Raw genomic sequence first — 26,595 nt, forward strand, 5'->3', positions numbered from 1 at the left:
GATGCCTACGGGAGCCGGTCCGGCGGAGCTTGGATCTCATGGGGGGCGGATCGTAAGGCGCCGTCATTGCGGCGTCTAGCCGGCCAGTTGACGATCGACTGGCCGTGGGACCGGAAGCCTTGCGCAGTGGACTTGATCTTTCCGGCGGGTTCTGGTTGACGTGTACGAGTGATGCGTGTGGTGCCGAGAAGCACCGCACGTATGCATGTAGAGCTTGACGGCGTTGGACTCGCGCCTCGGCTCTGCGCACCTTCACACGGCACCAGGAGAGCGAATGACAACAAACCGCATACACGCCTGTGAATCGGTGTGGCAACTGTACGACGAGCAACTTGGGTGCGGGCACAACTGCGCTTCGCAGTCCGCAGCTGCGTTGCGGCAGCTAGGACTGGCGTCGTCTGCGCAGGCGTGGTGGATTGAGGGCGCGGCGCACGGGAACGCCGGTGTCTCCGGAACGCTCTGCATGCTGACGGCATGTTTCTCTCCGCTGGTGTCAGGCCCGCGATTGATCCTCGACCTCGACGATGGGTGTGGCGGTTCGCTCTTCTATCAGCCCTTGCGTGACCCCCTGTGCGGGACCAACCGGTACTACCGGGAGTTGGCTTGAGCGGCCAGGAGCAGACGCAGCCGAACGGTGAGGCGATGGACCAGGACAATGCCACGGTCGACGAGTTCCTTGCGGCTGTGCGCCGGCATCCGGACTGGGATCAGCCCAAGGCGTCAAGTTGGGGGCATCAGACGGTGATCGTCGACGCAGAGACCGAAACGGTGCTGGCGAGCTTCGATTATCGCGAGGCAGCGATCCTCGACTTTTACCGGCGTATGGATGCGGATGTGACGGTCGTCGATCGTCTGCGTGTGGTGCAGGTGAACGCTTCGACCGGGTTTCGCGTCCTCTGGTCGAGCAGCATGACTGCGGTTGAACGCGCGCTGCGGGCGGAACAGGGTCTCGGCTGTTGCGGGTTCAGCTCCGCTGAGATCGTTGACCGGCTCTGGGACTTTCTCCTGCACGGCACCGCCCTCACGCTGATCTCATCCGATGGCGGGACACGGCGGGCGGCCGAGCTTTGGTGGCCGGACGGGCTGGATGAGTGCGCGACCGTTGGCTGCCTCGTGGAGCATGAGACAGACGAGTGGCGTCTGCTGACCGTCGGGAACGGGCTGCGTCCGATCCCGTTGTCGGAGACGGTGGAGGAGTACATCGCCACGGAGGCCGACTGGTTGCTCGGTAGCCCGGATATCGCCGCCGAGGACGTGCGCGAGGTTCGGCGGAACCGCCGCGAGCGCAAGCCCGTGCAGAGGTTCGCCGCTGCGCTGATCGCCTACGGCATCCATCTGGCCCACCGCTTCGAGGTGCTCGACCGCACCGGGGACGAACTCCAGTGAGCTTCCCCAGATCCCGCGACGAGACAGACGCTCATGACGCGCCGTTCGCAAGCGTGCTTGGCACCAGGCGCGACGCTGGCGGCGGGCCGGGCGAACCGGCCGGTCCGTCGGCGCGTGACCGTGCCCGCCCTTTCCTTCGCAACCTCAACCGTGTCGAGCCGCTTGGCAACCGGCTCGGCCACCTGCTTGAGGAGCGGGTGACCGCACGCGACCTCGGCCTCAGCGTGTTCCATGGCCACTTGGTTCAGATCGGGCAGGAGGACAGCGATCTGCCCCCTGATTGTGACGGTCCTCTACGACGAACCGACCGGGAGGCTCGTCGCGCTCATCGAAATGACCGAACAGGGCCAGGGCCGCCTCTGCCTGGAGTCCTGACCCGCGTTTCCGATGGCTCGCTCAGGGCCGGCGGCTCGCCGGTCCGCTGGTCGTTTGAGCTCGGTCACCGGTCACGGGGACGGTGTGATTACGCCCGTCTGAGGACATACGCGAAAAGCCGGGTCTGTTCGCCGGTGGTCCTGTATTCACAGGTGGTGACTCCTGCCCAAGCCGCCGCAAACGAGCTGTATGCCTTTCACCAGTGCGTGCATATGACCCCCGAGAAGTTCGCGGATGCGCTCGGCATCAGTTACTCCGGTGTGCTTGATGCCATCCGCAGCGGCGAGCTTCCTGCCATCGCGATGGGACGCCGTAAGGATGGCGCGCCTAGTAAGCCGTACCGCATCTTCCGCTGCCACGCTGCGACGTTGTTCGAGAGGCGCTCTGTCGCCGCAGACGCACCGCAGCCACGCGAGCTGGAGTGCACGTCCGCAACAGCCCTGAACTCGGCTCCTCACCCAGGACGGGCCCGCCGCCCGGCCAAGGTGAGCCTCGTAGGCGTGGGTGAGCGCTGATGGCTTCACGGTACGCCACGCGCACCGGTACCGAGTTCTGGCGCGCCACCTGGACCATCTTCGGAAAGCAGCGCTCTAAGTGCGGATTCGCGACCCAGGCCGAAGCCGAAGCCTTTGAGGCACCGCTGCGCGGAGACGACGGAATGGAGGGCTTCAGCCCTGACGCCGTGATCGCCCGTTCAAAGAGCACAAAGCTCGGGGCATGGCTGTTGATCTGGTGGAAGCAGGGCTATGACCGCTGGACCCCCGAGACCCGCCGCTCCTACCAGCGAGCGATAAACGGTGTGCTCGCACCGTACCTGCAGAACGTTCCGCTGTATTCGCTGACTAGCCCGCGCGTTGCACGCTTTCGCGAGCAGGCGCTCGATGACGGATTTACAGCTCATCGGGTCGGCGAAGCGATGGACGTGCTCTCCGCTGCCCTGACCGCCGCCAAAGAGGGCGGGTACATCCAGGAAAACGGAGTCAAGGGTGTACGCAGACCCAAGAAGAGTCCCCCGCGCCCGATCAATCCCGCGACACCAGAGGATCTGGAACGCATCCGCCTGGCGATGCTCAACCGCCAGCCATACGGCCGGTTCTGCGCGCTCGACGCTTTGCGTAACGCACTCGCAGTGTCGCTCGCTGGCTACGGCGGACTGAGGCCGTCCGAACTAGTGGCGCTCAGGGTCCGTCACATCAACTTCGATCAAGGCGGACTCTGGGTCGAGGATGTGCTCGCCGGAGAGCTCCGTGAGGGCGATAACAAGACACACTCCCCGGCCAGGTTCGTGGGCCTCTGGCCACCGGTGATGCAGGACATCGCAACATTCATCGAGTTGGCCGGACTCGGGCCCGACGACTTCATCCTGGGTGACGACGATGGCGAGGTGAGCGAGTGGACGCACCGCAACTGGCGTGAGCGTCATTTCAACCGGGCAAAGAGCGAAGCCGTCGCTGGGCTCGACGACGTCGTCAGCACACGGCGCATCCTGGCACTCACCCCGTATGACCTGCGCCACAGCATCGTTTCGGTCATTGCCCAGGCGGAAGGCAGAGACCTGCGCGAGGACCAGCTCGCCGCAAGGATGGGGCACACGATCGACACCCAGCGACGGACTTACCGGCACATCGTTACTGCCCAGATGGGCCTGCCGCGCACGCCCGTTAAGCGCCAGATCGAGCTGGCCCGCGAAAAGCTCGGCATCGACGAGGCTGCAGCGGCGTGCATCGCGCGCATCCCTCCTGTTCACCGGCCGACCGCAAAACTGGTCGACCTCGGGGTGGAGCGAAACCGCCGCCGCGCCGCCTAGCCGCTGCAGCTAACCGTAATCCTCATGGTCGCCTACCGGGCTGATATCGAACAGCCGCCGGTTGGGCCCAGATGGCCCTTCGACGATCTCGGTCATTAGAAGCATTTCTGATGCCTTCTTTCGGGCGACTGCATCCGTGGCTTAGCGATCACGCCGGTCGGCCAGACCGCACGAGTGCTTTCGGGTGACGAATGTGCGGGTGTGACACCTGCCGCCCTGCGACGTAGGATGGTCGTATGCGTAGATCGGCGAGGGCTCTGACTGCAGCTTTGCTTCCACCTCTGTGTGCCGCGGCTGTCGCTGGTTGCGGAGGAAGCGCAAAGACGACTACAACGTCGAACTCTGGGCTGAAGCCCATTTCGACGCCGTACTGCGCGTCGGGCTGCGCGAAGGTCAATGGCCGGGTTGAGGAGTGTGGGGGACCTTCGAACCGGTGCCGAGTCGTCGGATTCGTACAAGTCGCCCTGCTCGACCTGCGTGGTCACTTGGTCACCGCGGAGCATTCGGGTAGCGTCGGGCCGAGACTGAGAAGCTTTTCGCTGCTGTACCCGGGTTCCGGCATGTATACGGTGGAGACCAGGCTGATTGGTGAATGGGCGATGAAGATGATCCGCCTCAGGCGCGGCCGCACGCTTACTGTGAACCTCGTGATCCCGATCTGGTAGTAAGCGATCACGCAAGGTAAAGGCGATAGCCGGGCGTTACTCAGTCCCATAATCGCTCTGGCACGAACACGGTCGCCAACAACGGAAGCATTTCCGATGCCTTCTTTCGGGCGACCGCATCCGTGGCGTGATGATCGCGAAGTCATGCCGCTGGCCATATCAAACGCGATCGTCGATGCCTCTGCGGCTGTCAACGCGCAAAGGATTCAGTGTGGGCGTCACATCGGCGTCGTTTCAAGCAATGCAGGCAATGATAATCTGGGGCCAGCTCTGATTGAGGCTCATGCCGATACCGCGCATCACTTCCGTCGTAGCGATTCTGGCGATGGCCGCCGCCGTGGCTGGTTGCGGGAGCACCCAGCAGCGGACCAGCATGGGGAGACCGTGTCGCGCGGGCGAGCTGACGGTGCGAGCCTTTCACGCATCGATCGAGAAGTCTGCTATCGGGCACATGGCGATCGCGCTCATGGATCGCGGCACGGCGACGTGCCGACTGTCGGGCGTTCCCAGGCTGGCGCTTGTCTATCAGAACGGGAACCCGGTCTACACGCCGCCGCAGGTGAGCAGCGGCAATACTGGAGCCGTGACCCTGCACCACGGCCAGACCGCATCCTTCTGGTTGCAGGAATTGGCACCCTATGGAATTCCGGTCGCTAGCGCCAAGCTGCTCGCGATCACGCTCCATGGGATCGCGGGCGCAGCCTACCTTGAGCTCACCCCTGCTCTGAAAACTGGCCAGCAGCTCATCGTCTCTGCGATCAACCCCGGCATCGTGTCGAAGCTCCCGCGCTCCGTCTCACACGCAGCCCGTTGCACCGTCGCCGACCTTCGATTCCACTCCCGTTTTCTTGATATCGGGATGCCTGGGGCTTATGCAGAGGGGATCCTGACCAACATCAATTCACGACCGTGCAGTCTCGGCGGTGTTCCAAAGCTGTCCGGCCTGCACGGCCGCCCCCGGGTGATTCCCCATTCCGGCTCGCAGATCACGCTTAACCCCGGCGCGCATGCCTCATTCTTGGTGTTCACCGGCGAGTGTGTCGTTCACGCGCGCTGCCCTCCGGCCGCTTCCGCGTCGGCGATCGTGGGTGGCGAATTCAAGATGGCTCCGGGCTTCACAACGCCATAGCCGCTGCATTCAGCACGGCCGAGTGCCCGGCGGTCGCGAGGTGAGGGCCTTCATCTTCGGCTCGGACCGGCTGGCACGAGTGCTTTGCCACGAACGCGGTCGCCAACAACGGAAGCATTTCCGATGCCTTCTTTCGGGCGGCTGCATCCGTGGCAAAGCGATAGCGACGACTCGACGTCCTGCCACGAGTCCTGTCTGGGCAAAGGGATCGTCGGGCCCCGAGGCTGCAGAGTGCTTCTACGCCGCCGAAGCGCAAGCTTGGCGTGTTGTCGACGGTGAACGCGAAAGGCAATGCTCAGGTGGCGTCCGGCGCCCCTGGCCCCTCAGGGACTAAGCGGCTACGGTGCCAGCGATGTGGTGGGGCGCCGGCAAGCCGAGACCGCGTTCTGAGAGATCCTCGGCGTAGGCGGCCAGAGCCTCCTCGATGCCAGCCGCTACCTCCTCGCGCGTCGCGCCAAGCGCTACGACCCCAGGCACGTCTGGGAGGTAAGCCCCCTCTCGCCGTCCTCGGCCTGCTCGTAGATGACCACGTACTCGCTCAACGCAAATGCTCCAAGCCGGTTGCCTTCCTGATGCTACCGAGCGTTCTAACCGGTACCGTTGCACTGCCCTTACCCGCAACGACGATCCGTTCGGGTCGTTGCGGATGCGCCCATACCTCGTGCGAGCCACGCTCGTGGACAACCTTCCAGCCGGCTTCCTGCAGCGCGGCACGAACCTCTCGGTACTTCTTCGGCACCCATCCAGACCGTACGCGCCGATCCGGACACGGCTCGCGCTGAGCCGCAGGCACCGAACATCGCCAGAATCCAAGAGAGGAGCGCGGTGCGCAAGCAGTGCACGCTGGGATCTGTGCGGGGGCGGGCCGAACTCCGAGCAGCGAAGTCCCGTCCCTACCGCGAACGTTCACTCGTTGTCTTTTCCGCTGTTTGTCACTACCGCGCTACCGGCAGCGAAGTTACGCCACGCTGGCTGGGTGAGTGCGTAGCTGGTCGAGAGCGCGATCAGCGTGCCGGCAGCCAAGAAGACGATCGATGGGCCGGCTGCATGCACGATTACACCACCCAAAAGTACGGACAGCGGATAGAAGCCGCCCTGCGCGAGCGTTGCGGCGCTCATGACTCGGCCCAGTAGCCGAGGCGGAGTCCAGCGTTGGAGCATGGTGATCTCGATGGTGTTTCCGAGGCCAAGCAGCCCGCCAAACAGGAACAGCATCACTCCTGCCGCGCCCGCGCCGCCTAGGTACGGCACTGCTGCTAGGCAGGTACTGGCGATCAAGAAGAGTGTCGAGCTTACCGTGGCGGGACGCCTTGGTGTGGCTAGGCGGGCAGCGACGAGCGTTCCGAGGATGCCGCCAGCGCCGAGCGAGGCGACTAGGACACCGTAACCGAATGCACCCTCGTGCAACGGTCCGTGCGCAAGGGCTGGCAACGCGACATCGCCTACTGCTCCCTCACCCATGTTGCCAGCAAACACGATGATCAGGAAGATCAACAGGCCCCGCTCGCGAGCGAGTGTCCGCCGCAGTGTCGTAGGGGTATCCGGCCCATCCGCCCAGTGCTCCGCTATCTTCAACGCAGGCTCACAGTTCTCTGGGGGTTGAAGAGACGCTTGAGCAGGTGCAGGCCGGCGCGTGAGTTCCTGCTCGCGGTGCATTGAGTGGACGCCGGCCAAAGACACGGCGGACGCGACAAACGACGCCGCGTCGACAGCGAACGCAAAACTCGTGCCAACGCTGGCGACGACCAAGCCGGCGGCCAGCGGCGCAACAAAAATGGCGCTCTGCTGTGCGCCAGCGAGCAGCGCGTTACCTGCCTGGAGCTCGCCGTCTGGAAGCAGCGACGGAACTATTGACCTGGCGGCCGGCGTGAACACGCCGGATGCCAAGCCCAACACTGCCGCCAACGGGATCAGTGTCATGGGGCGTGGTGGCAGCGTCGCGGCAACAGTAGCGAAAAGCCCTGTCAGCACCGCCCTGGCGAGGTCGCTGGCAAGCATCACGCTCCAGGGATGGAGGCGGTCGCTGAGCGCACCGCCAATCGCGATTCCCGCGAGACGTGGCACACCGTAACAGGCCAACAGCGTGCCGAGCAGAACCGTTCCGCCGTGGTCGGCAAGGACGTACCAAGGCAGCGCAATCGTGTAAAACAGACCCCCAACCGTTGAGATCGCCTGTCCTGCCCACAGCCAGCGAAACTGACGGTATCTAAACGGCGCTAGTGCCGTCGAAGGTTCGGCTCTAGCTCTACGCGCGTGTCTAAAGCGCCACGTGAGCACGCTACGCTAGCCCCAGCGCTGGTGAATCGTGATTCTCGCCCGCCGTTCCTGCTTCGTGCCCAGCCTGAGAGAACCAAGTCGCTCCATTGATACGTCCACGAACGCGATCAACCCAGCTTTCTTGAGCCATCGTCGGACCACCACGTCTAACGCGGCGGACTGGGCGCCGGTACCGCGACTCTGCGCGCCGAGACGCCACACGGCGCCTCGCGTGTTCGCCTGCACGAAGATACCCGCGTGTGGCCGCAGCGTCACCGGTGATGTTCTCGGATTGACCCACGCCGACGAGTATGGCCTAATTATCCTGTCGGCCAGATTCAGAGTAACTCGGTCCGCGCATCGGCTTGGAGAGACGCCGACAGACTCCCGATGCCATGACGCACGTCCTTGCAATCCGAGCACCGCCCCATCGCCGGTATGCCGCCAAATGCGCGTCATCGTTGATGTAGGACGGGCGAAGAGACGGTTGAAGTACTGACGCCCTCCGGGGTGCGCATGTACCTTTTCGGTCTCCCACGCCGCATTCGCGACGAGTTAGCTCTCAACAGTGCGCGCCCCGCTAAGGACTCACGAACTAATTACTGCGGCGTGTGTGATGGTTGGCTGGTGTAGTTCCAATCGCCGTGAAACTCGTCCCGGACGATGTGAGCTGTCCTGGGTTTGACGGAGGCTTTTGCGCGAGGGTTTTGGCCCTCGGGAAGGAAGTATCCCCAGGAGTTGATCCACCGCGGCGTGCGTTTGGCGATCGAGTCCGGCCGGCTTTGAGATCCCTGAGCGAGGTCCCGCCATGCCCCTGAGCGGTTCCTTCAAGCGCTGCCATCTGTTCGCCCAGTCGTCGCTGACGTTCACCGAGCCCGACTTCTGCCAGCTGCCGGATGGTGGCGCTGCGGGTGCTGCCGTGAGCGTTGGCTTGTGCGTCGACCCGTGCGAGGAGGTCGTCGGGCAGCGAGGTCATTACCTTCACCATGCCACGAGTATTCCCGGTAACACTCTTGCCGTACAGATCGTTCGACCAGATTGCTCTTACTCGACGCGGCCAGGCTTCCGGACTCGTGCAAAGGCGACGACGAGGCGCTGATGATCAGGCTGTGCAGTCGGGTGCGCTGAGGCGATAGATCGCGACCGGCTCATCGGTCGGTTCGGTTACGACCGCCTGGACGCTGATGAGCGTGAAGCCGTTGCGTTCGAGCACCCAGCGCGAGGCCACGTTCTTGGCATTGGGGTCCACGATCACCCCACACCCGGGATGGTGCCGGCGCACTTCGCCCACCAGCACGGCGATCAATGCCTTTCCAAGACCGCGTCCCGTTGCAGTCGGGTCACCAATCGCGTAGTCAATGCCGCAATCACCCGGGCGTGCGCCGATCGCCTTGGCTTCCGCCGGGTAGGCGTCGTAGGGGTACCACTGACACCACCCGCCCGGAGCACCGATCTCCAGCTCAGAGCCGCCTCGTTCAACAACCATCAGCAAATGGGTCGCGTCCCCGGACGGCTGGGCCACGCGAGCCTTGATCTTCTCCAGTTCGGCCGCCGCAGTAGTGCCACTCAGCCACCAGCGGGCGACATGCTGCTCCCGCAGCCAGCCAGCGACCAACGGCAGGTCGTTGGGGAGGAGAGGCCGCAACTCGATCACACAGAAGAGCCTATTTCCAGGCGATAGGGGAGACGTGGCTACGAGCACGACCGGCTATCGCATCCGCATCAGGTTCGCGACGCCGCTCACGATCGCCTTGGCGACGAAGTGTCGCTTTGGAGCGAAGCGGCACGGCGGCTTCTACGGCAGGAGCGCGAGGTACTGCTTGCGTGCCTTCATGGCATGAATCAGCATCTGATTGCCGCTGTCGAAGACGAGTACGACGAGTTCAAGCAGCCTTCCGTGTGGGTCGAAGCCGAGCCGGAACTCTGGCATCGGGCTGTCGTCGTTCTGTGGGGCTGCGAAGACCCAGTTCTCGGCGGCGTAGATCGCGTCGTCGGCTTCGATCCCGTGGCTCAGAGCCTACTGGTGGATGCGCACTACGCCGCGTGGATCCAGGCGCGGACGGCGTCGCGGATCGCTTGGGAGCGGCTCACCCCGTCGTGCTCAGCGCGTTTGGTTAGCGCTTCAAGCAGTTCCGTGTCCATTCGCACCGGGATGACGGGGCTCTCGCCGGCCTTGCCGAGGCGTGGACGTCCGCGGCGGCTCAGACCCTCGACATCGAGGCCTTCCCGCGCCTGTTGCTGCCAAGCCCGGATCTGTTCTTCAGTGACGGGCTCGCCGTTGATCATGTCGTCCACAACAAATATTGTAATACAGCCGTGGGTGTCGGCGCGACGACTGCTTTCAGACCACCACCCTCGGCCCCAGACGAGCGCTTTGGCGACAACCCGCGGCCGTGACGCAACTTGCCTGCGGGCGGGGCCGCGGCCGTGCGCGAGCGGACCCCGCCGTTGTTCAGAGTTTGCGGATCCTGACCGCCGTTCCATAGGCACACACTTCGGTCCAGTTGCCGCCCATCTCGGAGGTATCAAACCGCATCGCCAGAACTGCGTCGGCTCCCTTGCTCTGCGCCTCTGCGACCATGCGGGCCTGTACCTCTGTGCGGCTGTCAACCAGATTCTTGGTCATGCCTTTGAGCTCGCCGCCAGCCAGCGATTTCAAGCCGGCGCCGAGCTGGGACCCGACGTTGCGGCTGCGGACCATCAGTCCGAACACCTCGCCGAGCACCTCTGTGACCTCGTAGCCTGGTAGATCGTTCATCGTTGAAATCAGCATGCGCCAACCCTATCCGAGCATCAGCGCCGCGTGTGAGCAGCGAGCGAGCGCCTGGGGCCGACACGACCGGATCTCACGGCAAGTTCCTGGATGCCTGGCCACGACTGCCAGCGGTCGCTTGACCGGAAAACCTTGATCGGTGCCGCATGGCCTCCAGTATCCGCGTGTGGCCGATGTCACAGCACCGGCGGTGTTGTTGATCAGCTCCCCGCCGACCTGCATGCCGCGCTGGTCAGTGACGCTCAAGCGCTTGAGGCTCACAACAACATCACGCCGCTGGCTCGCAACAAGTTCATCTGCTGGGTCAAAGACACGAAGCGGACGACCACCCGCCGGCGAGGCAGCCGAGGAACCCAAGCGGAGCTTGGGGAAGGAATGAGCCGACGCCGCACCCGCCCACCGGCTAGCACGCGGCCAATCGTGAGGATCGCTTCCAAGCTGGCGACAGGCCAACCGGAACTAGCGCAACGGCGACATACGGCGCCTCCGACGACGGCGATTTCTTTGCCCGGACAGGACTCGTAGCAGGGAATCGAGTCATCGCTAGCGCTTGACCAGGAACGCGGTTGCCAACAACGGGAGCATTTCTGATGCCTTCTTTCGGGCGACTGCATCCGTGGCACAGCGATCGCGAGCCCGAGACCCGTGCGATTGCGTCAAGCCCGATCCAGCAGCGAACCTCGACTTTTGCGGATACGGTTCGCAGATGCCGTCTCCTCGCATTCAAGCGACCCGTGAGCAGCTGGCGCACTCCGTTCTCCCTCAATACGGGGAGGCGGCTCTCGCCGAGCGCGTGCTGACCATCACGGACGGCGAGCTGGATCGCATCGGCGAACTGGCTGCCTATTACGCGTGGTCCCAGGACGCCCTGGAGCTACTTGGCGGCAGCATGGGAGGCACACGCGCTATGTGCCTGGCAACGATCGACGTGCTCGAAGGGAACATGCGCGACCCGCGCCTGAGCCAATCGCTGCAAGAGAGTCACTGGGGTAGTCCAAAACCCGATTCGATCCAGCTTGAGCAGGAGCACTCGCTCAGACTCCGTGCCACCGGCGAAGGAAAGCCCGCTTCAGACGCCTGACCTCTGGCTGGCAGCGTTCTGCATTGAGCCAGAAGCACTTATCTGACGGTGCTTGCCGGGAAGATCGGGTTGCCACGAACGCGGTCGCCAACAACGCGCGTCAAGCGTGATGCCTTGTGACGTGCACGCGAACGCCCGAGAGCGCGGTCGACAGCCTTGCCGCTCCTAGAGTGGTGCAGGTCCGGGGTTTGCGGCCTGCGTCGGCCTGCATCGGACCCATCTTGTCAATGCGCAGGCGACCGGAAAACTAGTCGGTTCGCAGGCAGAACACCGCCGCTGTCGCGTCGCCTTGCGCATGCGAATCCCGGTAGCGGTACTGCCAAAACCCCCGGCCTCTACGGGGGTTTTGGTGTTCGAGGACTCGCTCACCGTAGCTCCGGCATGAGCAGTGGTGGGCTCCGCGCCGGTTTGCGGCTCGGCTCCACGTTGGGCGGTACATCGGATCGCTCACCGGGCTGTAACGCGTTTCAGCAAGAAGCTCGTTTTCTGCAACGCGTTTCATCATATTTGCAGCGACCTTATGTATGCGAAAGGTGATAAGTTCGCCTGGTCCGAGCGTGAGAAGCCCGGAAGCACAACCGTCACGGTCCGACGAAGGAGGAGAGCGTGAAGTGGAATAGGCCACTCGTGGCCCTGGCTTGCATGGTGCTCTGTTCAGCGCCGGCTGCAGCGTCAGCTGCGCCCATGCATGGACACGGCTACCGCCACACGATGAGCAACGCCAACCCGAACCTGGGTTCCAACGTGATCATCTTCAACCCGTCGATGTCGCAGGCGAGCATCCAGTCAGAGCTCAACGCGATATCCACCCAGCAGGTGCCAAACCAGTTCGGCCCCCAGCGCTACGCGATCTTCTTCGAGCCGGGGACATACGGCTCGGCGGCGGACCCGCTGGTCTTCCAGGTCGGCTTCTACACCGAGGTCGCGGGCCTTGGGGCGCAGCCGAGCGATGTCGTGATCAACGGCGCCGTGGACGTCTTCAACCAGTGCTCAAACGTCGGCCCAAAAAAGGTCGTCTGCGAGGGCACCGACAACTTCTGGCGCTCGCTCTCGAATCTCGAGATCAACGTCCATCTGCCCGCGAGCCCGCCATCCTACGCCCCGAATCCGGGAGAGTCCGCATCGTGCCTGAACAGCGCCGACTTCTGGGCGGTCTCGCAGGCCGACCCGATGCGCAGCGTGATCGTCAACGGCAACCTGTTCCTTCAGGACTACTGCGGGCAGGGCTTCGTCAGCGGCGGTTACTTGGCCAACGACGAGTTCAACGGCGGGATCATCTGCAACTGCGGCCAGCAGCAGTACTTCACCCGCAACAGCAACATCGACAACTGGACCAACCCCGTCTGGAACCAGGTGTTCATGGGTGACAACGGCGCACCGGCCACCAACTTCGGGCAGCCTGTGACCGGCGGCACGGGTCAGTACACGACCCTCGCATCGACGCCCGTCAGCCAGGAGGAGCCCTACCTCTACACCGACTCGAGCGGCAACATGCGCGTGTTCGTGCCGGCGCTACAGCGCAACTCGGTCGGGCCCTCATACCAGTCAGGCTCGCAGGCCGGCTACTCGCTGCCGATCTCGAGCTTCTTCGTTGCAAGCCCGAGCACGCCGGTGTGGCAGATCAACCGCGCGCTAATGATGGGCAGCAACCTGCTGCTCACCCCGGGCGTCTACGACCTGCCGCAGACGATCCGGGTCGATCACCCCAACACGATCGTGATGGGGCTCGGCTTCGCGACTCTGATTCCGCAGAACGGCAACGTCGCGATGCAGACCGCCTCGGTGCCGGGGATCAAGCTCTCGGGCATGATCTTTGACGCCGGCCCGGTCAACTCGCCCGTGCTGCTGCAGTTGGGTGGGCAGGGCCGCTTCGACATGTTCGGAGGCCACCCGGGTCTGGCCGACCCCAACGATCCGACGCTCGTCCAGGACGTGTTCTTCCGGATCGGCGGCGCCGAGCCGGGTATGGCGACAACAGCGATGGTCGTCAACGACAGCAACACGATCCTCGATGACATCTGGGCCTGGCGGGCCGACCACGGCGCCGGCGTGGGCTGGACGCAGAACACCTCAAACACCGGTGTGATCGTCAACGGCAACGACGTCTACGCCTACGGCCTGGCGGTCGAGCACTTCCAGAAGACCGAGGTCATCTGGAACGGGCAGAACGGCGAGGATGTCTTCTTCCAGAACGAGATGCCCTATGACCCGCCGAGCCAGGCGGCCTGGATGGCCTCGCCGACCTTCGATGGCTACCCGGCGTTTGCCGTGGCTCCCTGGGTGAAGACCTTCCAGGGCTACGGCATGGGCAGCTACTCGTTCTTCGACCTCGGCATCCCGATCCAGGCGAGCGACGCGTTCGTCGCGCCCGACACGGCCGGCGTCCAGTTCCACAGTCTGCTCACGGTGTTCCTGAACGCCACCAGCGGCTATGGCGGGATCGACAACGTGATCAACGGCGTGGGCGGCTCGTCCACCGCGGCCAACGCCGATGTGCCCGTCGACGTGACGACCTACCCCTAGGGCTCAAGGCTGTCCCGGCGGTGCCGCTGCACCGCCGGGACGCCCCACGGGGTCAGCCATCAGGCTCAGCGGCTGGCGTTGAAGCGCTTGACCGCGTCGAGCAGCTCGCGCGTCTTCTCGTTGGCGATGTCCGGGTCGCCTGATGCCAGGGCGTTTGCGACGCAGTGGTTGACGTGGTCGTCGAGGATCCGCAGGGCGACCGACTCGAGCGCCTGCTTGTCGGCTGCGTAGCCGTGGCCGGCAGGCGCGGAACTTGTGTTTTCAGCCTCAGGCAAGGGATGCCCCTCGCGGCGTGAAGCGCCGCGCCAGCAGGATCGCGTCGGCGGCGGCCAGCGGGTCGCCGCACACGAGCGCGATGGCGGCCGTCTCGATCGCGACGTCCGACCCGGTGCCGATCGCCAGGCCGAGGTCGGCCTGGGCAATCGCGGGTGCGTCGTTGATGCTGTCGCCGACCATCGCCACCACCTCGCCGCGGGCCTGGAGCTTTGCGACCTCCGCCGCCTTGTTCTCCGGCAGCACGCCGGCGAGCACGCGTGTGATCCCGACCCGCGCTGCCACCGCCTGCGCCGCAGCCTGGTTGTCGCCGGTGAAAGCGCCGGTGCGAGCGCCAACTCCCGCAGTGCGCAGACGGCTGCCGCGGCGTCCGGCTTGACGGTGTCCGCCGCTGCGATCAGCCCGCGGGCGCGGCCATCCCAGGCGACGGCGACGACGGTCGCGCCCGCGGCCGCCTGGCGCGTCGCCTCGGCGCACACCCCGGCCGGCAGCGAGACACGCCCGGCGTCGAAGTTGACCTCGGCCTGCTCCGAGGCGAAGTTGACGGTCGCGCTGACCCCGTCGAGCGGGTTCAACCGCCGCTCGATCCTCGTCGCGCAGGACGCGCAGGTCATCGCGTCAATCGCCAGCGTGGCGTGCTCGGGCGCCTCCTCGCGGACGGCGGTTGCCATCAGGCCGCCTCGTAACCCGCCTCGTCGATCGCCGCCCGCAGCGCCGCATCGTCCAGCTCATGTCCGCTGACCTCAACGCGCTTGCTCTCCAGATCGACCAGGACTGACTCGACGCCCGGCAGCTTGGAGATCTCGCTGCTGACGGCTTGTCGGCAGTGCTCGCAGGTCATTCCCGGGACCAGGTAACTTGCTTGCTCGGTCATTTCGCTGCTCCTTTGTCGTGGCGTGCGCTGCGACCAAGAATATACCCCCCAGGTGTATATGCGAGAGGCGCCGGTGCACGGTTGTGGGCGGGGTCCGGGCCCGGACGGGGCGCCGGCCAGCGGGCCGGCGCCGGCATCAGGAGTGACAACGCTGATGCGCGGTAGGCTCTGTGCATGCCAGAGCTCAGGTCAAACACCGTCACACGCGGGCGCAACATGGCCGGGGCGCGCGCGCTGCTGCGAGCCGCCGGGGTCGCACGCGAAGACTTCGGCAAGCCGATCATCGCCGTCGCCAACTCCTACACCCAGTTTGTTCCCGGCCACACGCACCTCGCGCCGGTCGGACAGATCGTCGCCGAGGCGGTCAAGCGGGCGGGTGGGATCCCGCGCGAGTTCAACACGATCGCCGTCGACGACGGGATCGCCATGGGCCACGGCGGAATGCTCTACTCGCTGCCGTCTCGCGAGCTGATCTCAGACAGCGTCGAGTACATGGTCAACGCGCACTGCGCCGACGCGCTGGTGTGCATCTCCAACTGCGACAAGATCACGCCCGGCATGCTGAACGCCGCGCTGCGGCTGAACATCCCGACAGTGTTCGTCTCCGGCGGGCCGATGGAGGGTGGCCAGGCGGTGCTCGTCGACGGAACTGTGCGCAAGGGCCTCAACCTGATCACGGCGATGGTCGACGCCGCCGATGACCGTGTGTCAGACCAGGATGTGGCGCTGATCGAGGAGCAGGCCTGTCCCACCTGTGGTTCGTGCTCGGGGATGTTCACCGCCAACTCGATGAACTGCCTGACCGAGGCGCTGGGCCTGAGCCTGCCGGGGAACGGCTCGACGCTCGCCACGCACACCGCGCGCCGCGGGCTCTACGAGCGCGCCGGCGAGCTCGTCGTCGAGCTCTGCCACCGTTACTACGACCAGGACGATCACGCCGTGCTGCCGCGCGCCGTCGCAAGCCGCGAGGCGTTCGCCAACGCGATCACGCTCGACATTGCGATGGGCGGCTCGACCAACACGGTGCTGCACATTCTGGCCGCCGCGCAGGAGGCTGAGCTCGACTTCACGCTGCGCGACATCGACGAGATCTCAAGGCGCATTCCGTGTCTGTGCAAGGTTGCGCCAAGCTCGGCCTATCTGATGGAGGATGTGCATCGCGCCGGCGGCATCCCGGCGATCCTGGGGGAGCTGTGGCGCGGCGGGCTGCTGGACGAGTCGGTGCATACGGTGCACTCTCCGGCCCTCGACGAGTGGCTGCGCGCCTGGGACATCCGTGGCGGGTCGCCGAGCGAGGCGGCAATCGAGCTGTTCCACGCGGCGCCCGGGTGCCGGCGCTCCGCAAGTGCCTTCTCGCAGTCGGAGCGTTGGGAGACGCTCGACACAGACCCGGTCACCGGCTGCATCCGTGATGTCGCCCACCCCTACTCGCAGGAGGGAGGCTTGGCGGTGCTCTACGGCAACGTGGCGACGCGCGGCGCGATCGTCAAGACGGCCGGCGTCGAGGAGGAGCTGTGGCACTTCAGCGGGCCGGCGTTCGTGGTCGAGTCCCAGGAGGACGCGGTGGATGCGATCCTCGGCGGGCGGGTGGCGGCGGGCGACGTGGTCGTGATCCGCTACGAGGGCCCGCGTGGCGGGCCGGGCATGCAGGAGATGCTCTACCCGACCTCCTACCTGAAGGCCAAGGGTCTTGGCAAGGCCTGTGCGCTGATCACCGACGGGCGCTTCTCGGGCGGCACGTCCGGGCTGTCGATCTGCCATGTCTCACCGGAGGCAGCGGCCGGTGGAACGCTTGCGCTCGTCGAGCAGGGCGACACGATCACGATTGACATCCCCGCTCGCCGGCTGACGCTCGAGGTCTCAGATGAGGAGCTTCAGGCCAGACGTGAGCTGGCGGAGGCGGGTGCCGGCTACCTGCCGCACCTGCGTGAGCGTGTCGTCTCCCCGGCGCTTCGTGCTTACGCGGCGATGGCCACCTCCGCAGACACCGGTGCTGTGCGTGACGTGAGCGCCGTGGAGCGCGCGGCGGCCGCGGCCGCCGCGTCCGACCCGCTGCGCGCTTGACGCCGTAAGTCCTCCGTGGCCGCCGAATATCGCGCTGTGCTGGCGCGCGCAGGTGCTGCGCGCCTGATCGGGACCGGGCTCGTGGGCAGGATGCCCCAGGGCATGACCTCGCTTGCCACGCTGCTGCTGGTGCGACAGGCGACCGACTCCTACGCGGCTGCCGGCGCGGCCGTGGGAGCCAGTGCGCTCGCTGCAGCGACGTGCGGGCCGCTGCTCGGTCGGCTGGTTGACCGGGTCGGGCGTAGGCTTGTGGTCGGTCCCGCGGCGGTACTGCAGGCATGTGCATTCATTGCGCTCGCGCTGGCTGCCCGCGCGCACCTGGGCGCGGCGGTGCTGGTCGCCTGCGCCGCGCTCGTGGGCGCGTCGGTACCACCGATCGCCCCTGTCGTGCGGGCACTGTTCGGCGAGCTCTACGAGCGGCATGCGGTGCGTGAGACCGCCTACGCGATTGAGGCGATTTCGCAGGAGACGATCTGGATCGTCGGACCGTTGGCGGCGACGCTTGCGGTGACCCTGGTCTCGGCGGAGTTCGCGATGGCGATGCTCGCCGCTGTGGTCCTGGCCGGCAGTCTGCTGTTCATGACCTCGCCGCTGCTCGGTCTCGGCGATCAGCACGGTCTGCTGGCCCATGAAGGCGGCTCAGCGCTCGCCAGCGTGGATCTGCGCTGGCTGCTCATACCGGTTTCACTGATGGGGGTCGCGCTCGGCGGCGTCGAGGTCGGTATCCCATCGCTGGCGCTGCACGAGCACTCACGCGCCGCGACCGGCTACCTGCTGGCGCTCTGGAGTCTGGGCAGCATGCTGGGCGGCATCACCTACAGCCGGGCACGCTCGGGCGCTCCGCTTGGCTCGCGCTACGCCGCGCTGCTGGCGCTCAACTGCGTCTCGATCGTGCCGCTCACGCTCGCAGGGTCACTGGGCGTGGCGGCGATAGCGAGCCTGATTGCAGGCCTTGCGATTGCCCCCGCGCTCTCGTGCATGAACTCGCTGGTAGGTCACGTTGTGATTCCCGGCAGCGAACACGAAGCCTTCGGCTGGACGCTCTCGGGGCTGGTCGCCGGGGTGGCGGGCGGCTCAGCGTTGGCGGGCTTCCTGATCGCCCCGGCCGGTGTGCATGCACCGTTCGGGCTGGCGCTCGCCGCTGCCGGGCTGGCCGCTGTGGGCGCAGTGCGGTTTCGCGGACGCTTCGGTGCCGAGGCCGGTGAGAACGCCTAGGCTGCGCCGCTGCATCGTCCGGCGCCGGTAGCAAACTGCTCCGGCGATGGATGGGTTGATTCGAGATGGGTTGATTCGGGCTGGTTTGGTCGGGTTGGTGCTCGCGCTGCTGGCCGGTCTCACCTCTGTCAGCGAGGGCTTCTGGATCGTGCTCCCGGGTGCGTTGTTGATCGCTGCAGAGGCGGATTCGGCGGTGGCGGCTGTGGCGCTCACCGCGCCTGTTGTGGCGCTCGCCGCCGGCGCGGTGCTGGTGCTCGCGCCCGCCGGCTCGCTGCCCCCCGTGTGGATGGTCGTGGTCGTGCCGCTCGCGAGCGTGCTCGTCGTCCAGCACGGCTTGGGAAGGCTGCGCCGAGAGCGTGAGACGCTTGAGCAGGCCGCGTTCAGCGACGCGCTGACCGGTATCGCAAACCGGCGCATGCTGCTCTCGGTGGCAGCCCACGAGATCGCGCGTCACCGTCGCTCGGCGCGGCGCTTCACCGTGGTGATGATCGACCTTGACGGCTTCAAGCCGCTCAATGACCGCTTCGGTCACGCCGCCGGTGACGAGATGCTGAGGGCGGTCGCAGACCAGCTGGTGCGAGCGCTGCGCACGCAGGACACCGTGGCGCGGTTCGGGGGCGACGAGTTCTGCGTGCTGGCGCCCGAGACGGCTGTCGCGGAGGCGCTGACTGGCAAGATCAGCGCTGCGGTGGCCAACGCGTCGGCCGGCAACGACGAGCTGCGGGCCAGCCTCGGTGCCGCGGTCTTCCCTGACGACGGAACGACGATCGAGGCGTTGATCGAGCGCGCGGATGAGCGTCTGCTCGCTGCCAAACGCCGGTTGCTCGGCGGCGCGCGACGGCGAGCCGCCTGAGCCGCTGTAGGGGGCGGATGACGCTGTGGGTGCCGGAAGGCGGTGGGCGCTAAGGTGTGCCTTCACCGTGTCTGCTGGCAGCGACGATCTCAGCGCGCTCTACGCCTCAGAGGCGCTGCACTGGCCTGAGCAGGTGTCGAACCTGGAGGCCAAGCAGGAGGTCGCTCGCCGGATCGCTGGGCGTGTCGAGGATGGTGCACTGGTTGGGATCGGGTCAGGCTCGGCAAGCTATCTGTCGCTGTGGGCGATCGGCGCGCGGGTCCGCGAGGAGTCGCTTCAGGTGCAGGTCGTGACGAGTTCCTACGAGACGCAGGCGGCGGCCGCCAGGCTCGGCCTGCGGACCCTGCCGCTCGGCTCGGTACAGCCGGACTGGGGGGTCGACGGCGCCGACGAGATCGACCCGCAGGACCGCTTGCTGAAGGGACGCGGAGGCGCCATGTTCATGGAGAAGATCCTGTGGGCCACCTGCCGGCGCATGTATCTGGCGATCGATCCGAGCAAGCTGGTGCAGCGACTCGGAGAGAACTTTCCAGTACCTGTGGAGGTGCACCGGCATGCGGTGGACCTGGTCGGACGGGCGCTTGCGGCTCAGGGGTGTGCACGCTGGGGCCTGAGGCTGGCCGCCGGCAAGGACGGTCCTGTGATCACCGAGTGGGGCAACCTTGTGATCGACGCGTGGTTTGATGAGATACCGTCGGGGCTGCACGCCGAGTTGAAGCAGGTCTCCGGGGTGATCGAGACAGGGCTGTTTGAGGGCTACAGCTTCGAGTTGGCCTGAGCGGTGCTGCAGAGCCGGGTGGGGTCGCGGCCCGCGCGCCTAGCGCGCTACTCGGACTGACGGGACAGGATCGCCAGAAACCGGTCGATCCGCTGCTGCTCCTCGGCGTCGAGACCGCCCGCAGACGTTGTCAGCAGGGTCATCGGCCCGCGCTCAGCAGCCCAACGGCGGGTCCTCTGGCCGAAGGCAGGCGCGACCCATACCAACGGCAGCGACTGCGCATAGGCCATGACCGTTTCTTCCTGGCCCACCGGATCCGATTCGGAGCGCAGCAGCAGGATCGCGCGCTGGCCGAGGTCGTGGGCGACCCGGTCGATCGCTTCGAGGCCTTCGGAGCCGAGCAGCGCCAGTTCGCCTTCGGCCAGCATGTCCCGGCTCCACTCGGAGGAAACACCGGCCAGTGCAGAGGGGGCGCAGACGAAGCGAAAGCGCGGCGATGGCATCTGCAGAACCCTATCGGCTGTGATCTCCGCTCGCCGTCTGGGGCGTTGCGCCTGGTCAGCTCGACCGTCAGCGCTCCCGGTGCAGGCAAACTGGTTCGCTCAGCGATCCGGCCGGGAGGGTACCCTGCGCCTGGTGAGCAGCCGACCGCGAGCGTGGGTGAGTTGGTCCTCGGGTAAGGACAGTGCGATGGCGCTTGACAGCGTCCGTGAGGCGGGTGAGCTTGAGGTGGTTGGCCTGCTCACCACCGTAAACAGCGAGTTTGACCGCGTCGCCATGCACGGCGTGCGGCGCGCTTTGCTTCAGGCGCAGGCCGGGGCACTGGGACTGCCGTTGCACGTGGTGGAGCTGCCGTGGCCGTGCAGCAACGAGGACTACGAGCGGCTGATGGGTGCGGCGGTCGCCCGCGCGCGCGGCGAGGGGATCGATGTGATGGTGTTTGGCGATCTCTATCTGCAGGACGTGCGTGGCTACCGCGAGCGGGCGCTGGCCGGGTCTGGGATCGAACCGCAGTTTCCGCTCTGGGGACAGCCAACCGCCGAGCTGGCGCGTCAGGCGCTCAGGTCCGGTGTCAAGGCGATTGTCGCCTGCGTCGACAGCGCCCAGGTCGTTGAGCCCATCGCCGGTTGCTGGTATGACGAGGCCCTGCTCGCGCGCCTGCCGGCGGGGGTCGACCCCTGCGGCGAGAACGGCGAGTTTCACACGGTCGTGGTTGATGGCCCCGGCTTCCGTGCGCCGATCGCCGTGCGGCCCGGGGAGGTGGTTGTGCGCGACGGCTTCATCTTTGCGGACGTGCTGCTCGCCGACCAGGATGGTCCGCCGGAGTAGCCGTGTTGCTCTGCTATGAATGCCGCTGTGCCGAGGCTCTCACGCGTCGGCCGTGGAGGGCACCACAAGCTGCTGGCGTGTACCGAGAAAACGCAGTGCGATGATCGCTATGTCGTCAGGATGCGGTCCGGGCGGGGACTGGGCCAGACGCTCGAGCGTCGCGACCAGCGCGTTGGCGTCAGCGCCCGCCTGGGTGGCCAGCGCCCGCTCCGGCGTTTCGCGCGGGCCCGGACCCTGGTCGGTCACGCCATCGGTGTAGGCCACCAGCGCGTCGCCTGGTTCGAGTTCGAAAGTGCTGGTGCTCAGGCGGATCGTGTCAAAGACCCCCAGCAGATCCCCATGTGCATCAACGGCGCGTGGGGCCGCGCCGGTGCGGAGGTGGATCGGTGGCGGATGCCCGGCGGCGGCGAGATCGACTCGCGCTGAGCCTGGGGTCACCCGGATCGCCATGCAGACCGCCGTGATGAAGCGTCTGTCGCTTTGCCTTCCGAGCATCACCGAGTTCAGCAGCCTGAGCGCCTGTTCGGGTGTGGCCCCCTGCTCGAGCGAGCTGCGCAGTGTCCAGCGGGCCATCGCCGTGGCCGCCGCAGCGGCCGCCCCCTTGCCACAAACGTCACCGATGATCAGCGCCCACGTGTCCGTGGAGACGGCGAACCCGTCGTAGAAGTCGCCGCTGACGGGCCCGGCGCCGGGCAGGAAGCGGACGGCCAGGTCACAGCCGGGGATCTCGGCGATCGCCTCCGGCAGGATGCTTTCCTGGAGCGTCCGTGCGGTGTCCTCGCTGGCCCGCCTCGCCCGTTCGCGCGTGTCGGCCAGATGACCGAGGTAGCCGCCGGTCAGGCCGGTCAGCAGCGTGAGCAGCACCAGCGCGCCGATCGCGTCGGTCACTGACTGGTTGGCTATCCGGTGCGCCCGTTCCTGTCGTCGCGCGTCGCGCGTCGACAGCTCGCGCTCGAGGATGGCGGCCTGGCTGCGGATCGTGTCGAGCTTCTGCTTGCCCTCGAGCGTTGTCGCAAACGACCGCGCAGCGGCAGGGTCATGCGCCACCAGCACCAGCACGTGCGGAACGTACTGGCGGATGTAGGCAACCACCGCGGTGATCAGATGTCTGCTCTTGCTCCCGTACAGCCCCGTTCTGGCGATCGACAGGCGGAGCAGACGCACGGTGTTGGGCAGTTCCCGGTCAGCGAAGCGCAGCGGCGAGAGAAACAGCCGCCGTCGCGTGATCACATCGCCGCGCAGTCCCGTCTCGGCGTCGACGGCGAGCCGCTCGAGGTCGACGACTCGCAGGAGGTAGGCGTCGCCGCGAATCGTTGCGTTGGCGCTGGCGCGCAGCTGAAGCGTGTTGCGCAGCAACAGACCCAGTCCGATGGCAACGAGCAGGGCGCCGATCGTCACCGTCAGAGCCACTCGGACCCTCAGTCCCGGGCGGTTGCGTCTCATACCTCGACCTTCCCCAAGTTCGGTTCGGTGACGAATGCGCCGAGCAGTCCGACACACCTGCGTGCAGGGCAATCGTATAGGTGCGCGGTGCGACGCTGTACTACGCCGCGGAGTCTGATAGCTGCGCCCGCTCCCAGGCGGCGCGGATCTCGGCGCTGATGCGGCCACGCTCAGCGGTCGCAAAGCCGTGCGACCGCGCCCACGACCGCAGCTCCGCGCTGGTGGGCACGGGAGCAGGCGGGCCGGTGGTGGTCTCGATCGTCTTTGCTGCGGCGAGGCGGGCAAGTGCGGCGGGTTCATCACGCGCCCAGACATACGCTGCAGCCAGATACCGATAGGTCCACTCGGACGCCAGCTTGCGGGTCTCGCAGTGCACGATCGGGACATTGGGCCAACGGATCTGGAGCTCGGCCAGGCCGTCGGCAATGCTCGCAGGCCGCACGTACTCGTGCGAAAACACGCGTGCGTAGCCCTCCTCAACAACCACGGCGGCACGGGGGAGAGCGGCCAGCTCGGCCAGTGCGTAGCGCAGGCGGCCGCTGGTGAGGCTCGCCACGAGGTCTTGCATGGACTTTCGCTCGACCGCGCAGACGATGCGACCCGCAACGGCCACGGCGTAGTCGCCGCAGGTAAGACCGCGCCTGGTCGTGCGGGCCTGCTGGTCCGCGAACCGGTACGGGTAGCGCTCGTGTGCGTCGATCAGGATCTCCAGTTCGCTCAGGCCCTGCGCACGCGCGCTCGGCAGTACCACGTCGGGGCGTGATTGCTTGCGGGTGCGAGGAGACTGCCAGAAGATCGCCTCACGGCCGCGCGCTCGCGTGAACACAAGCTGTGAGCGCTGCTCTCGGCCGCGGTCGCAGACGATGTCGATCGCCGCGCCACGGCGTACGCAGGAGCGCAGTCGCACCCGCTCGACGAGCTCAGGCCGCTCGGGCCACTCCTCTGGCCCGGCAGGGTGGCAGTAGAGGGCACCGGTGCGGGGCCAGGTGCCCTTGGTCCGGAACACCAGGCCTCCCTCAAGCGGCAGCCACAGCAGGTATGGCAGCGAGCTGGAGGGGTCGGGGTTACGCGCCAGGAGCATCTCCATTGCGTTCAGTGTGAAGGGCGCTGCGGAGATTGGGCGACTGCTCGCGCCGGTCCGCCCCGAGCTTCAGGCTCCCGGGCAGAACGTGTTGGTCACGGGAGTGGTGAGCGTTGTCGTGCCGACCACGGTCGTGTTGGCGAGCGGTGGGGCAGTTGGAGCTGAGGTCAGCGTCTCGTGCGCAGGCAACAGGCCACCGTGGTCGAGCGCGACCAGAGCGGCCGTTCGTCGCTTCAGGTAGGCGTTCAGGAAGGCCACGGTCGCGCGGATCACGCCGGTGCGCATCGGACCGGGGTCGACGTAGGGGGGTTCATGCTCGGCGTTGGGTATGTTCAGGTAGTACTTGGGCTGCGGCGCCGCGTTGTAGATCTGCACGCTGCAGGCGGGCAGGTTGATGGTGTCGGCACTACCCTGCGCGACCAGCAGCGGCGGTGACCCGTGGCTGAAGTAGCTGCCGCCGAATGAGCTGAGCTCGGCTCCCGAGAGGATCACAGCGGCCGCGATGTGGGGCAGCTCGCAGCATGAGTCCGCGGCCACAGCGAGCGTCACGTCGCCACCGTCCGAATGGCCGATCAGCGCGATCTCCCGCGGGTTGATCAGGCGGTACAGGCGGCTGTGCCGGTTGCGTGATGCCGCCAGCAGCGAAGCCAGGACAAAGCGCAGATCCGCCGGATGGTTGACGATGTCGGCTTCGTAGAGCCTGCCCGGCGCGGTGCTGTCGGTGTCTGGGTAAGTTGGCGCCGCCACCACGTAGCCGGCCTTGGCCCAGGCGTGCAGCAGCCCGCCGTAGACGGTCGGCGCGAGGTCAAAGCCTTGGGAGAAGATGACCAGCGGATACGCCCGGCGCACGCTCGCGTGAGCCGCGGTCCCGGCGCCCTCGGGAGACCGCTCGCTCGGGTACAGCACGAGCGTCGCGAGCGTACGCACCGGCTGCCCGAGTGCGGTCCTGCCGGTTGCGATGTCTGGATCGGAAGGCTCTTGGAAGGTGAGCTCCAAGCGCGACACGACCGGTCGGGGCTTGGCGGGCGGTGTCCGTTTAGTGTCGGTGGCGGACCGTGAGGTCGTCGTCTGGCCCGTCGTTTGCATCGGGGCGGTGACCTCGCGCGGCGCGCGTGCTGGGCGCTTTGCGCTGCTGCCGGCGATGGCGTTGCCCATCAGCCCGGCGACCGCCAGCACGACAGCGAATGCTCCCGCCAGCGCCAATCTGCGTCTCCGATAGCTGCCTCCGGGCCGGTCGTGGCGCGCGTCGTGTGCTCGTTGCAGATCCTTGCGGATCGCGCGAAGCTCACGCTCGGGGCGACGAGGCATCCGAGTCTCCGTGGGTAGGCGCCAGCCCGGCTCGCCGGTTCGGTCCGACGAGTGCGAGCGTATGCATGCGCCCCGCGGCGAGACCGGTCATGCCGCGGTGGCGCAAAGCGACTCTGACCTCACGTGCGTTCAATGCCGCTCGATGGTACAAAGCACGGTCGTGGACCAGCCTGCAGTCGCCACCCGGGACGTGTCCGCGACGGTGCCGTGGCCCGCTGCGCTTCGCCGGGCGGGTCCGTTCCGGTGGCTGGCGGGCGGCGGACGTGCAGATAAAGGTAAGGTATGTCTCACGTCTTGCTGAGACTGCCTTGACCTTGGCCTGTGAGCTTCTTCCTGCCGCGCCCAATCGAGTTGCAAAGCACGCGCCGGGGCCTCCCCGAAACCAATGACCAGCGAACAGCACCCCATAGAACCGCCGCAGCCGGCGGTGCTGCTCGAGCAGTCAGGCGCTGACTCCGACGCGCAGCCGCGGCTCGCGGCTGCGGCAACGCCGCCGTCCGTGGGTGTCCAGCCGATGACCCGTGCGCAGTCGCTGTCGGCAAAGCGCGAACGTGAGCTCTGGGACAGTCGTGCGGAGAGCTGGGACACGACCAGCTCTGCCGGTCTCTCGCAGGTCGTTGCGGCCGTCGTGGAGGCCTGCGAAGCGGCGCACTCACCGGTCGCGCTGGACATCGGCTGCGGTTCCGGTCAGGTCACGCTGCCGCTGGCGCCCTCCTGCGCGCACGTGCTCGCCGTTGATATCAGCAGACCGCTGCTTGAGCGTTTGGAGGCAAAGGCGCGTGAGCTCGGAGTCGAAAACGTAAAGACGGTCGCCACGCCGATCGAGGCGCTCGAACTCCCAAATGAGAGCCTCGATCTGGTCGTCACAAACTACGCGCTTCACCACCTTCGCGACGCAGACAAAGAGTTGGTTTTGGACCGCTGCCTGGGTTGGCTGAAACCTGGTGGCAGGCTGGTCATCGGCGACATGATGTTCGGGCGAGGCGCGAGCGTTGAGGACAGGACGATCATCACCACCAAGGCCAGAGCCATGCTTGCGCGAGGTCCCGCCGGCTGGTGGCGTCTGGCAAAGAACATCGTGCTCTTCTCGCTGCGTATCCGCGAGAAACCGATGACGGCAGCGCGCTGGGAGGCGGCTGTCCGCGAGGCAGGCTACACGGACGTGCAGGTTCGCCGGATCGTCGCGGAGGCCTGCGTTCTCACGGCAACCAAGCCGCTCACGACCACCTGACCCAAAGCGCGTGTTGTGGCGCACTCTGCTCGCCGTCGGGATCGCCGCGCTGGCCTTGGTCATGGTCCTGGGCGGTGGGCATGACAGACCGCGTCGCGAGCCTCACGGCACGCATGCAGCTGCCGCGGCCCACGTCACGCTGTCGAGTCGGGCCTCGACTGACGTCAAAGCAGCCAAGCTCGCTGCCCGACATCCAACGCCTGCAGCGTGC

Annotated in this window: 26 protein-coding genes and 2 pseudogenes; 12 read left to right on the forward strand and 16 right to left on the reverse strand. The window is 66.5% G+C overall.

The features are described from left to right. Positions 1-603: 603 nt before the first annotated feature. Both M3M54_RS02045 and M3M54_RS02050 read left to right on the forward strand, forming a co-directional pair. Positions 604-1,386: a hypothetical protein gene (locus tag M3M54_RS02045; RefSeq protein ID WP_249020528.1), complete on the forward strand. Its 783-nt coding sequence runs from the start codon at positions 604-606 to the stop codon at positions 1,384-1,386. 889 nt (positions 1,387-2,275) lie between these two features. Continuing rightward, a complete protein-coding gene (locus tag M3M54_RS02050) occupies positions 2,276-3,568 on the forward strand; it encodes a tyrosine-type recombinase/integrase (RefSeq protein ID WP_249020529.1) in 1,293 nt (430 codons plus the stop codon). A gap of 481 nt (positions 3,569-4,049) precedes the next feature. On the opposite strand, the gene M3M54_RS02055 is transcribed toward M3M54_RS02050, so the two are convergent. Beyond that, the gene (locus M3M54_RS02055) at positions 4,050-4,427 is read right to left on the reverse strand and encodes a hypothetical protein (RefSeq protein ID WP_249020530.1); all 378 of its coding nucleotides are present in this window, start codon (positions 4,425-4,427) and stop codon (positions 4,050-4,052) included. Between the two features lie 131 nt (positions 4,428-4,558). Between M3M54_RS02055 and M3M54_RS02060 the strand changes: the two genes are divergently transcribed. Continuing rightward, the gene (locus M3M54_RS02060; RefSeq protein ID WP_249020531.1) at positions 4,559-5,362 is read left to right on the forward strand and encodes a DUF4232 domain-containing protein; all 804 of its coding nucleotides are present in this window, start codon (positions 4,559-4,561) and stop codon (positions 5,360-5,362) included. 330 nt (positions 5,363-5,692) lie between these two features. On the opposite strand, the gene M3M54_RS02065 is transcribed toward M3M54_RS02060, so the two are convergent. The 7 genes from M3M54_RS02065 to M3M54_RS02085 form a co-directional block, all read right to left on the reverse strand. Then, on the reverse strand, positions 5,693-5,839 hold the full coding sequence (locus tag M3M54_RS02065) for a type II toxin-antitoxin system HicB family antitoxin (RefSeq protein ID WP_249020532.1): 147 nt from the start codon (positions 5,837-5,839) through the stop codon (positions 5,693-5,695). Positions 5,840-5,900: 61 nt separating this feature from the next. Beyond that, positions 5,901-6,272: a type II toxin-antitoxin system HicA family toxin gene (locus M3M54_RS16850; protein ID WP_371878611.1), complete on the reverse strand. Its 372-nt coding sequence runs from the start codon at positions 6,270-6,272 to the stop codon at positions 5,901-5,903. Then, on the reverse strand, positions 6,269-7,639 hold the full coding sequence (locus tag M3M54_RS02070; protein ID WP_249020533.1) for an MFS transporter: 1,371 nt from the start codon (positions 7,637-7,639) through the stop codon (positions 6,269-6,271). Before M3M54_RS02070 ends, M3M54_RS16850 begins: the two co-directional genes overlap by 4 nt. Positions 7,640-8,720: 1,081 nt before the next feature. After that, entirely contained in the window at positions 8,721-9,272 is a 552-nt protein-coding gene (locus tag M3M54_RS02075) for a GNAT family N-acetyltransferase (protein ID WP_249020534.1), read from the reverse strand. Between the two features lie 141 nt (positions 9,273-9,413). Next, positions 9,414-9,632 carry a toxin gene (locus M3M54_RS16855; RefSeq protein WP_371878635.1) on the reverse strand — a complete coding sequence of 73 codons (219 nt, stop codon included), beginning with the start codon at positions 9,630-9,632 and terminating at the stop codon, positions 9,414-9,416. 20 nt (positions 9,633-9,652) lie between these two features. Further along, complete coding sequence (locus M3M54_RS02080) at positions 9,653-9,904, reverse strand: ribbon-helix-helix domain-containing protein (RefSeq protein ID WP_249021739.1); 252 nt, start codon at positions 9,902-9,904, stop codon at positions 9,653-9,655. 166 nt (positions 9,905-10,070) lie between these two features. Further along, positions 10,071-10,391: a YbjQ family protein gene (locus M3M54_RS02085; RefSeq protein ID WP_249020535.1), complete on the reverse strand. Its 321-nt coding sequence runs from the start codon at positions 10,389-10,391 to the stop codon at positions 10,071-10,073. Between the two features lie 135 nt (positions 10,392-10,526). Between M3M54_RS02085 and M3M54_RS16860 the strand changes: the two are divergent. From M3M54_RS16860 to M3M54_RS02095, 3 genes and pseudogenes are all read left to right on the forward strand, one after another. Next, positions 10,527-10,775 (forward strand): annotated as a pseudogene (locus M3M54_RS16860) (YdeI/OmpD-associated family protein); the annotation flags it as partial. Between the two features lie 322 nt (positions 10,776-11,097). Further along, the gene (locus M3M54_RS02090) at positions 11,098-11,472 is read left to right on the forward strand and encodes a hypothetical protein (RefSeq protein ID WP_249020536.1); all 375 of its coding nucleotides are present in this window, start codon (positions 11,098-11,100) and stop codon (positions 11,470-11,472) included. 684 nt (positions 11,473-12,156) lie between these two features. Continuing rightward, positions 12,157-13,995 (forward strand): coagulation factor 5/8 type domain-containing protein, encoded by a 1,839-nt coding sequence (locus tag M3M54_RS02095; protein ID WP_249020537.1) that lies wholly within the window; start codon positions 12,157-12,159, stop codon positions 13,993-13,995. Positions 13,996-14,060: 65 nt separating this feature from the next. Here the strand turns inward: M3M54_RS02095 and M3M54_RS02100 are convergent, their stop codons facing one another. From M3M54_RS02100 to M3M54_RS02110, 4 genes and pseudogenes are all read right to left on the reverse strand, one after another. Continuing rightward, positions 14,061-14,270 carry a metal-sensing transcriptional repressor gene (locus M3M54_RS02100; protein WP_249020538.1) on the reverse strand — a complete coding sequence of 70 codons (210 nt, stop codon included), beginning with the start codon at positions 14,268-14,270 and terminating at the stop codon, positions 14,061-14,063. Continuing rightward, positions 14,263-14,745, reverse strand: coding sequence for an HAD-IC family P-type ATPase (locus M3M54_RS02105; protein ID WP_249020539.1), 483 nt, complete (start codon positions 14,743-14,745; stop codon positions 14,263-14,265). Before M3M54_RS02105 ends, M3M54_RS02100 begins: the two co-directional genes overlap by 8 nt. Positions 14,746-14,828: 83 nt before the next feature. Further along, a pseudogene (locus M3M54_RS16865) lies at positions 14,829-14,939 on the reverse strand (cation transporter); the annotation flags it as partial. Further along, positions 14,939-15,142 carry a heavy-metal-associated domain-containing protein gene (locus M3M54_RS02110; protein WP_249020540.1) on the reverse strand — a complete coding sequence of 68 codons (204 nt, stop codon included), beginning with the start codon at positions 15,140-15,142 and terminating at the stop codon, positions 14,939-14,941. The gene M3M54_RS02110 and the pseudogene M3M54_RS16865, both read right to left, overlap by 1 nt. A gap of 174 nt (positions 15,143-15,316) precedes the next feature. On the opposite strand from M3M54_RS02110, the gene ilvD reads away from it, so the two are divergent. From ilvD to rpiA, 4 genes are all read left to right on the forward strand, one after another. Continuing rightward, complete coding sequence (gene ilvD / locus M3M54_RS02115) at positions 15,317-17,206, forward strand: dihydroxy-acid dehydratase (RefSeq protein ID WP_249020541.1); 1,890 nt, start codon at positions 15,317-15,319, stop codon at positions 17,204-17,206. A gap of 36 nt (positions 17,207-17,242) precedes the next feature. Then, positions 17,243-18,421 carry an MFS transporter gene (locus M3M54_RS02120; protein WP_249020542.1) on the forward strand — a complete coding sequence of 393 codons (1,179 nt, stop codon included), beginning with the start codon at positions 17,243-17,245 and terminating at the stop codon, positions 18,419-18,421. A 46-nt stretch (positions 18,422-18,467) separates the two neighbouring features. Then, positions 18,468-19,274 carry a GGDEF domain-containing protein gene (locus tag M3M54_RS02125; protein WP_249020543.1) on the forward strand — a complete coding sequence of 269 codons (807 nt, stop codon included), beginning with the start codon at positions 18,468-18,470 and terminating at the stop codon, positions 19,272-19,274. A gap of 67 nt (positions 19,275-19,341) precedes the next feature. Then, entirely contained in the window at positions 19,342-20,052 is a 711-nt protein-coding gene (rpiA, locus tag M3M54_RS02130; protein ID WP_249020544.1) for a ribose 5-phosphate isomerase A, read from the forward strand. A gap of 47 nt (positions 20,053-20,099) precedes the next feature. Here the strand turns inward: rpiA and M3M54_RS02135 are convergent, their stop codons facing one another. Further along, positions 20,100-20,495, reverse strand: coding sequence for a hypothetical protein (locus M3M54_RS02135; RefSeq protein WP_249020545.1), 396 nt, complete (start codon positions 20,493-20,495; stop codon positions 20,100-20,102). 133 nt (positions 20,496-20,628) lie between these two features. On the opposite strand from M3M54_RS02135, the gene M3M54_RS02140 reads away from it, so the two are divergent. Beyond that, complete coding sequence (locus M3M54_RS02140; RefSeq protein ID WP_371878612.1) at positions 20,629-21,321, forward strand: ATP-binding protein; 693 nt, start codon at positions 20,629-20,631, stop codon at positions 21,319-21,321. Positions 21,322-21,360: 39 nt separating this feature from the next. Here the strand turns inward: M3M54_RS02140 and M3M54_RS02145 are convergent, their stop codons facing one another. The 3 genes from M3M54_RS02145 to M3M54_RS02155 form a co-directional block, all read right to left on the reverse strand. Beyond that, entirely contained in the window at positions 21,361-22,764 is a 1,404-nt protein-coding gene (locus M3M54_RS02145) for a PP2C family protein-serine/threonine phosphatase (protein WP_249020547.1), read from the reverse strand. 100 nt (positions 22,765-22,864) lie between these two features. Beyond that, the gene (locus tag M3M54_RS02150) at positions 22,865-23,851 is read right to left on the reverse strand and encodes an ERCC4 domain-containing protein (RefSeq protein WP_249020548.1); all 987 of its coding nucleotides are present in this window, start codon (positions 23,849-23,851) and stop codon (positions 22,865-22,867) included. Positions 23,852-23,914: 63 nt separating this feature from the next. Then, entirely contained in the window at positions 23,915-25,153 is a 1,239-nt protein-coding gene (locus M3M54_RS02155; RefSeq protein ID WP_249020549.1) for a hypothetical protein, read from the reverse strand. A gap of 385 nt (positions 25,154-25,538) precedes the next feature. Here M3M54_RS02155 and M3M54_RS02160 point away from each other — a divergent pair, with 385 nt between their 5' ends. Continuing rightward, positions 25,539-26,384, forward strand: a complete 846-nt coding sequence (locus tag M3M54_RS02160) for a class I SAM-dependent methyltransferase (protein WP_249020550.1) — start codon at positions 25,539-25,541, stop codon at positions 26,382-26,384. Positions 26,385-26,595: the final 211 nt, after the last annotated feature.

The organism is Conexibacter sp. S30A1, from assembly GCF_023330665.1.
GTDB lineage: Bacteria > Actinomycetota > Thermoleophilia > Solirubrobacterales > Solirubrobacteraceae > Palsa-465.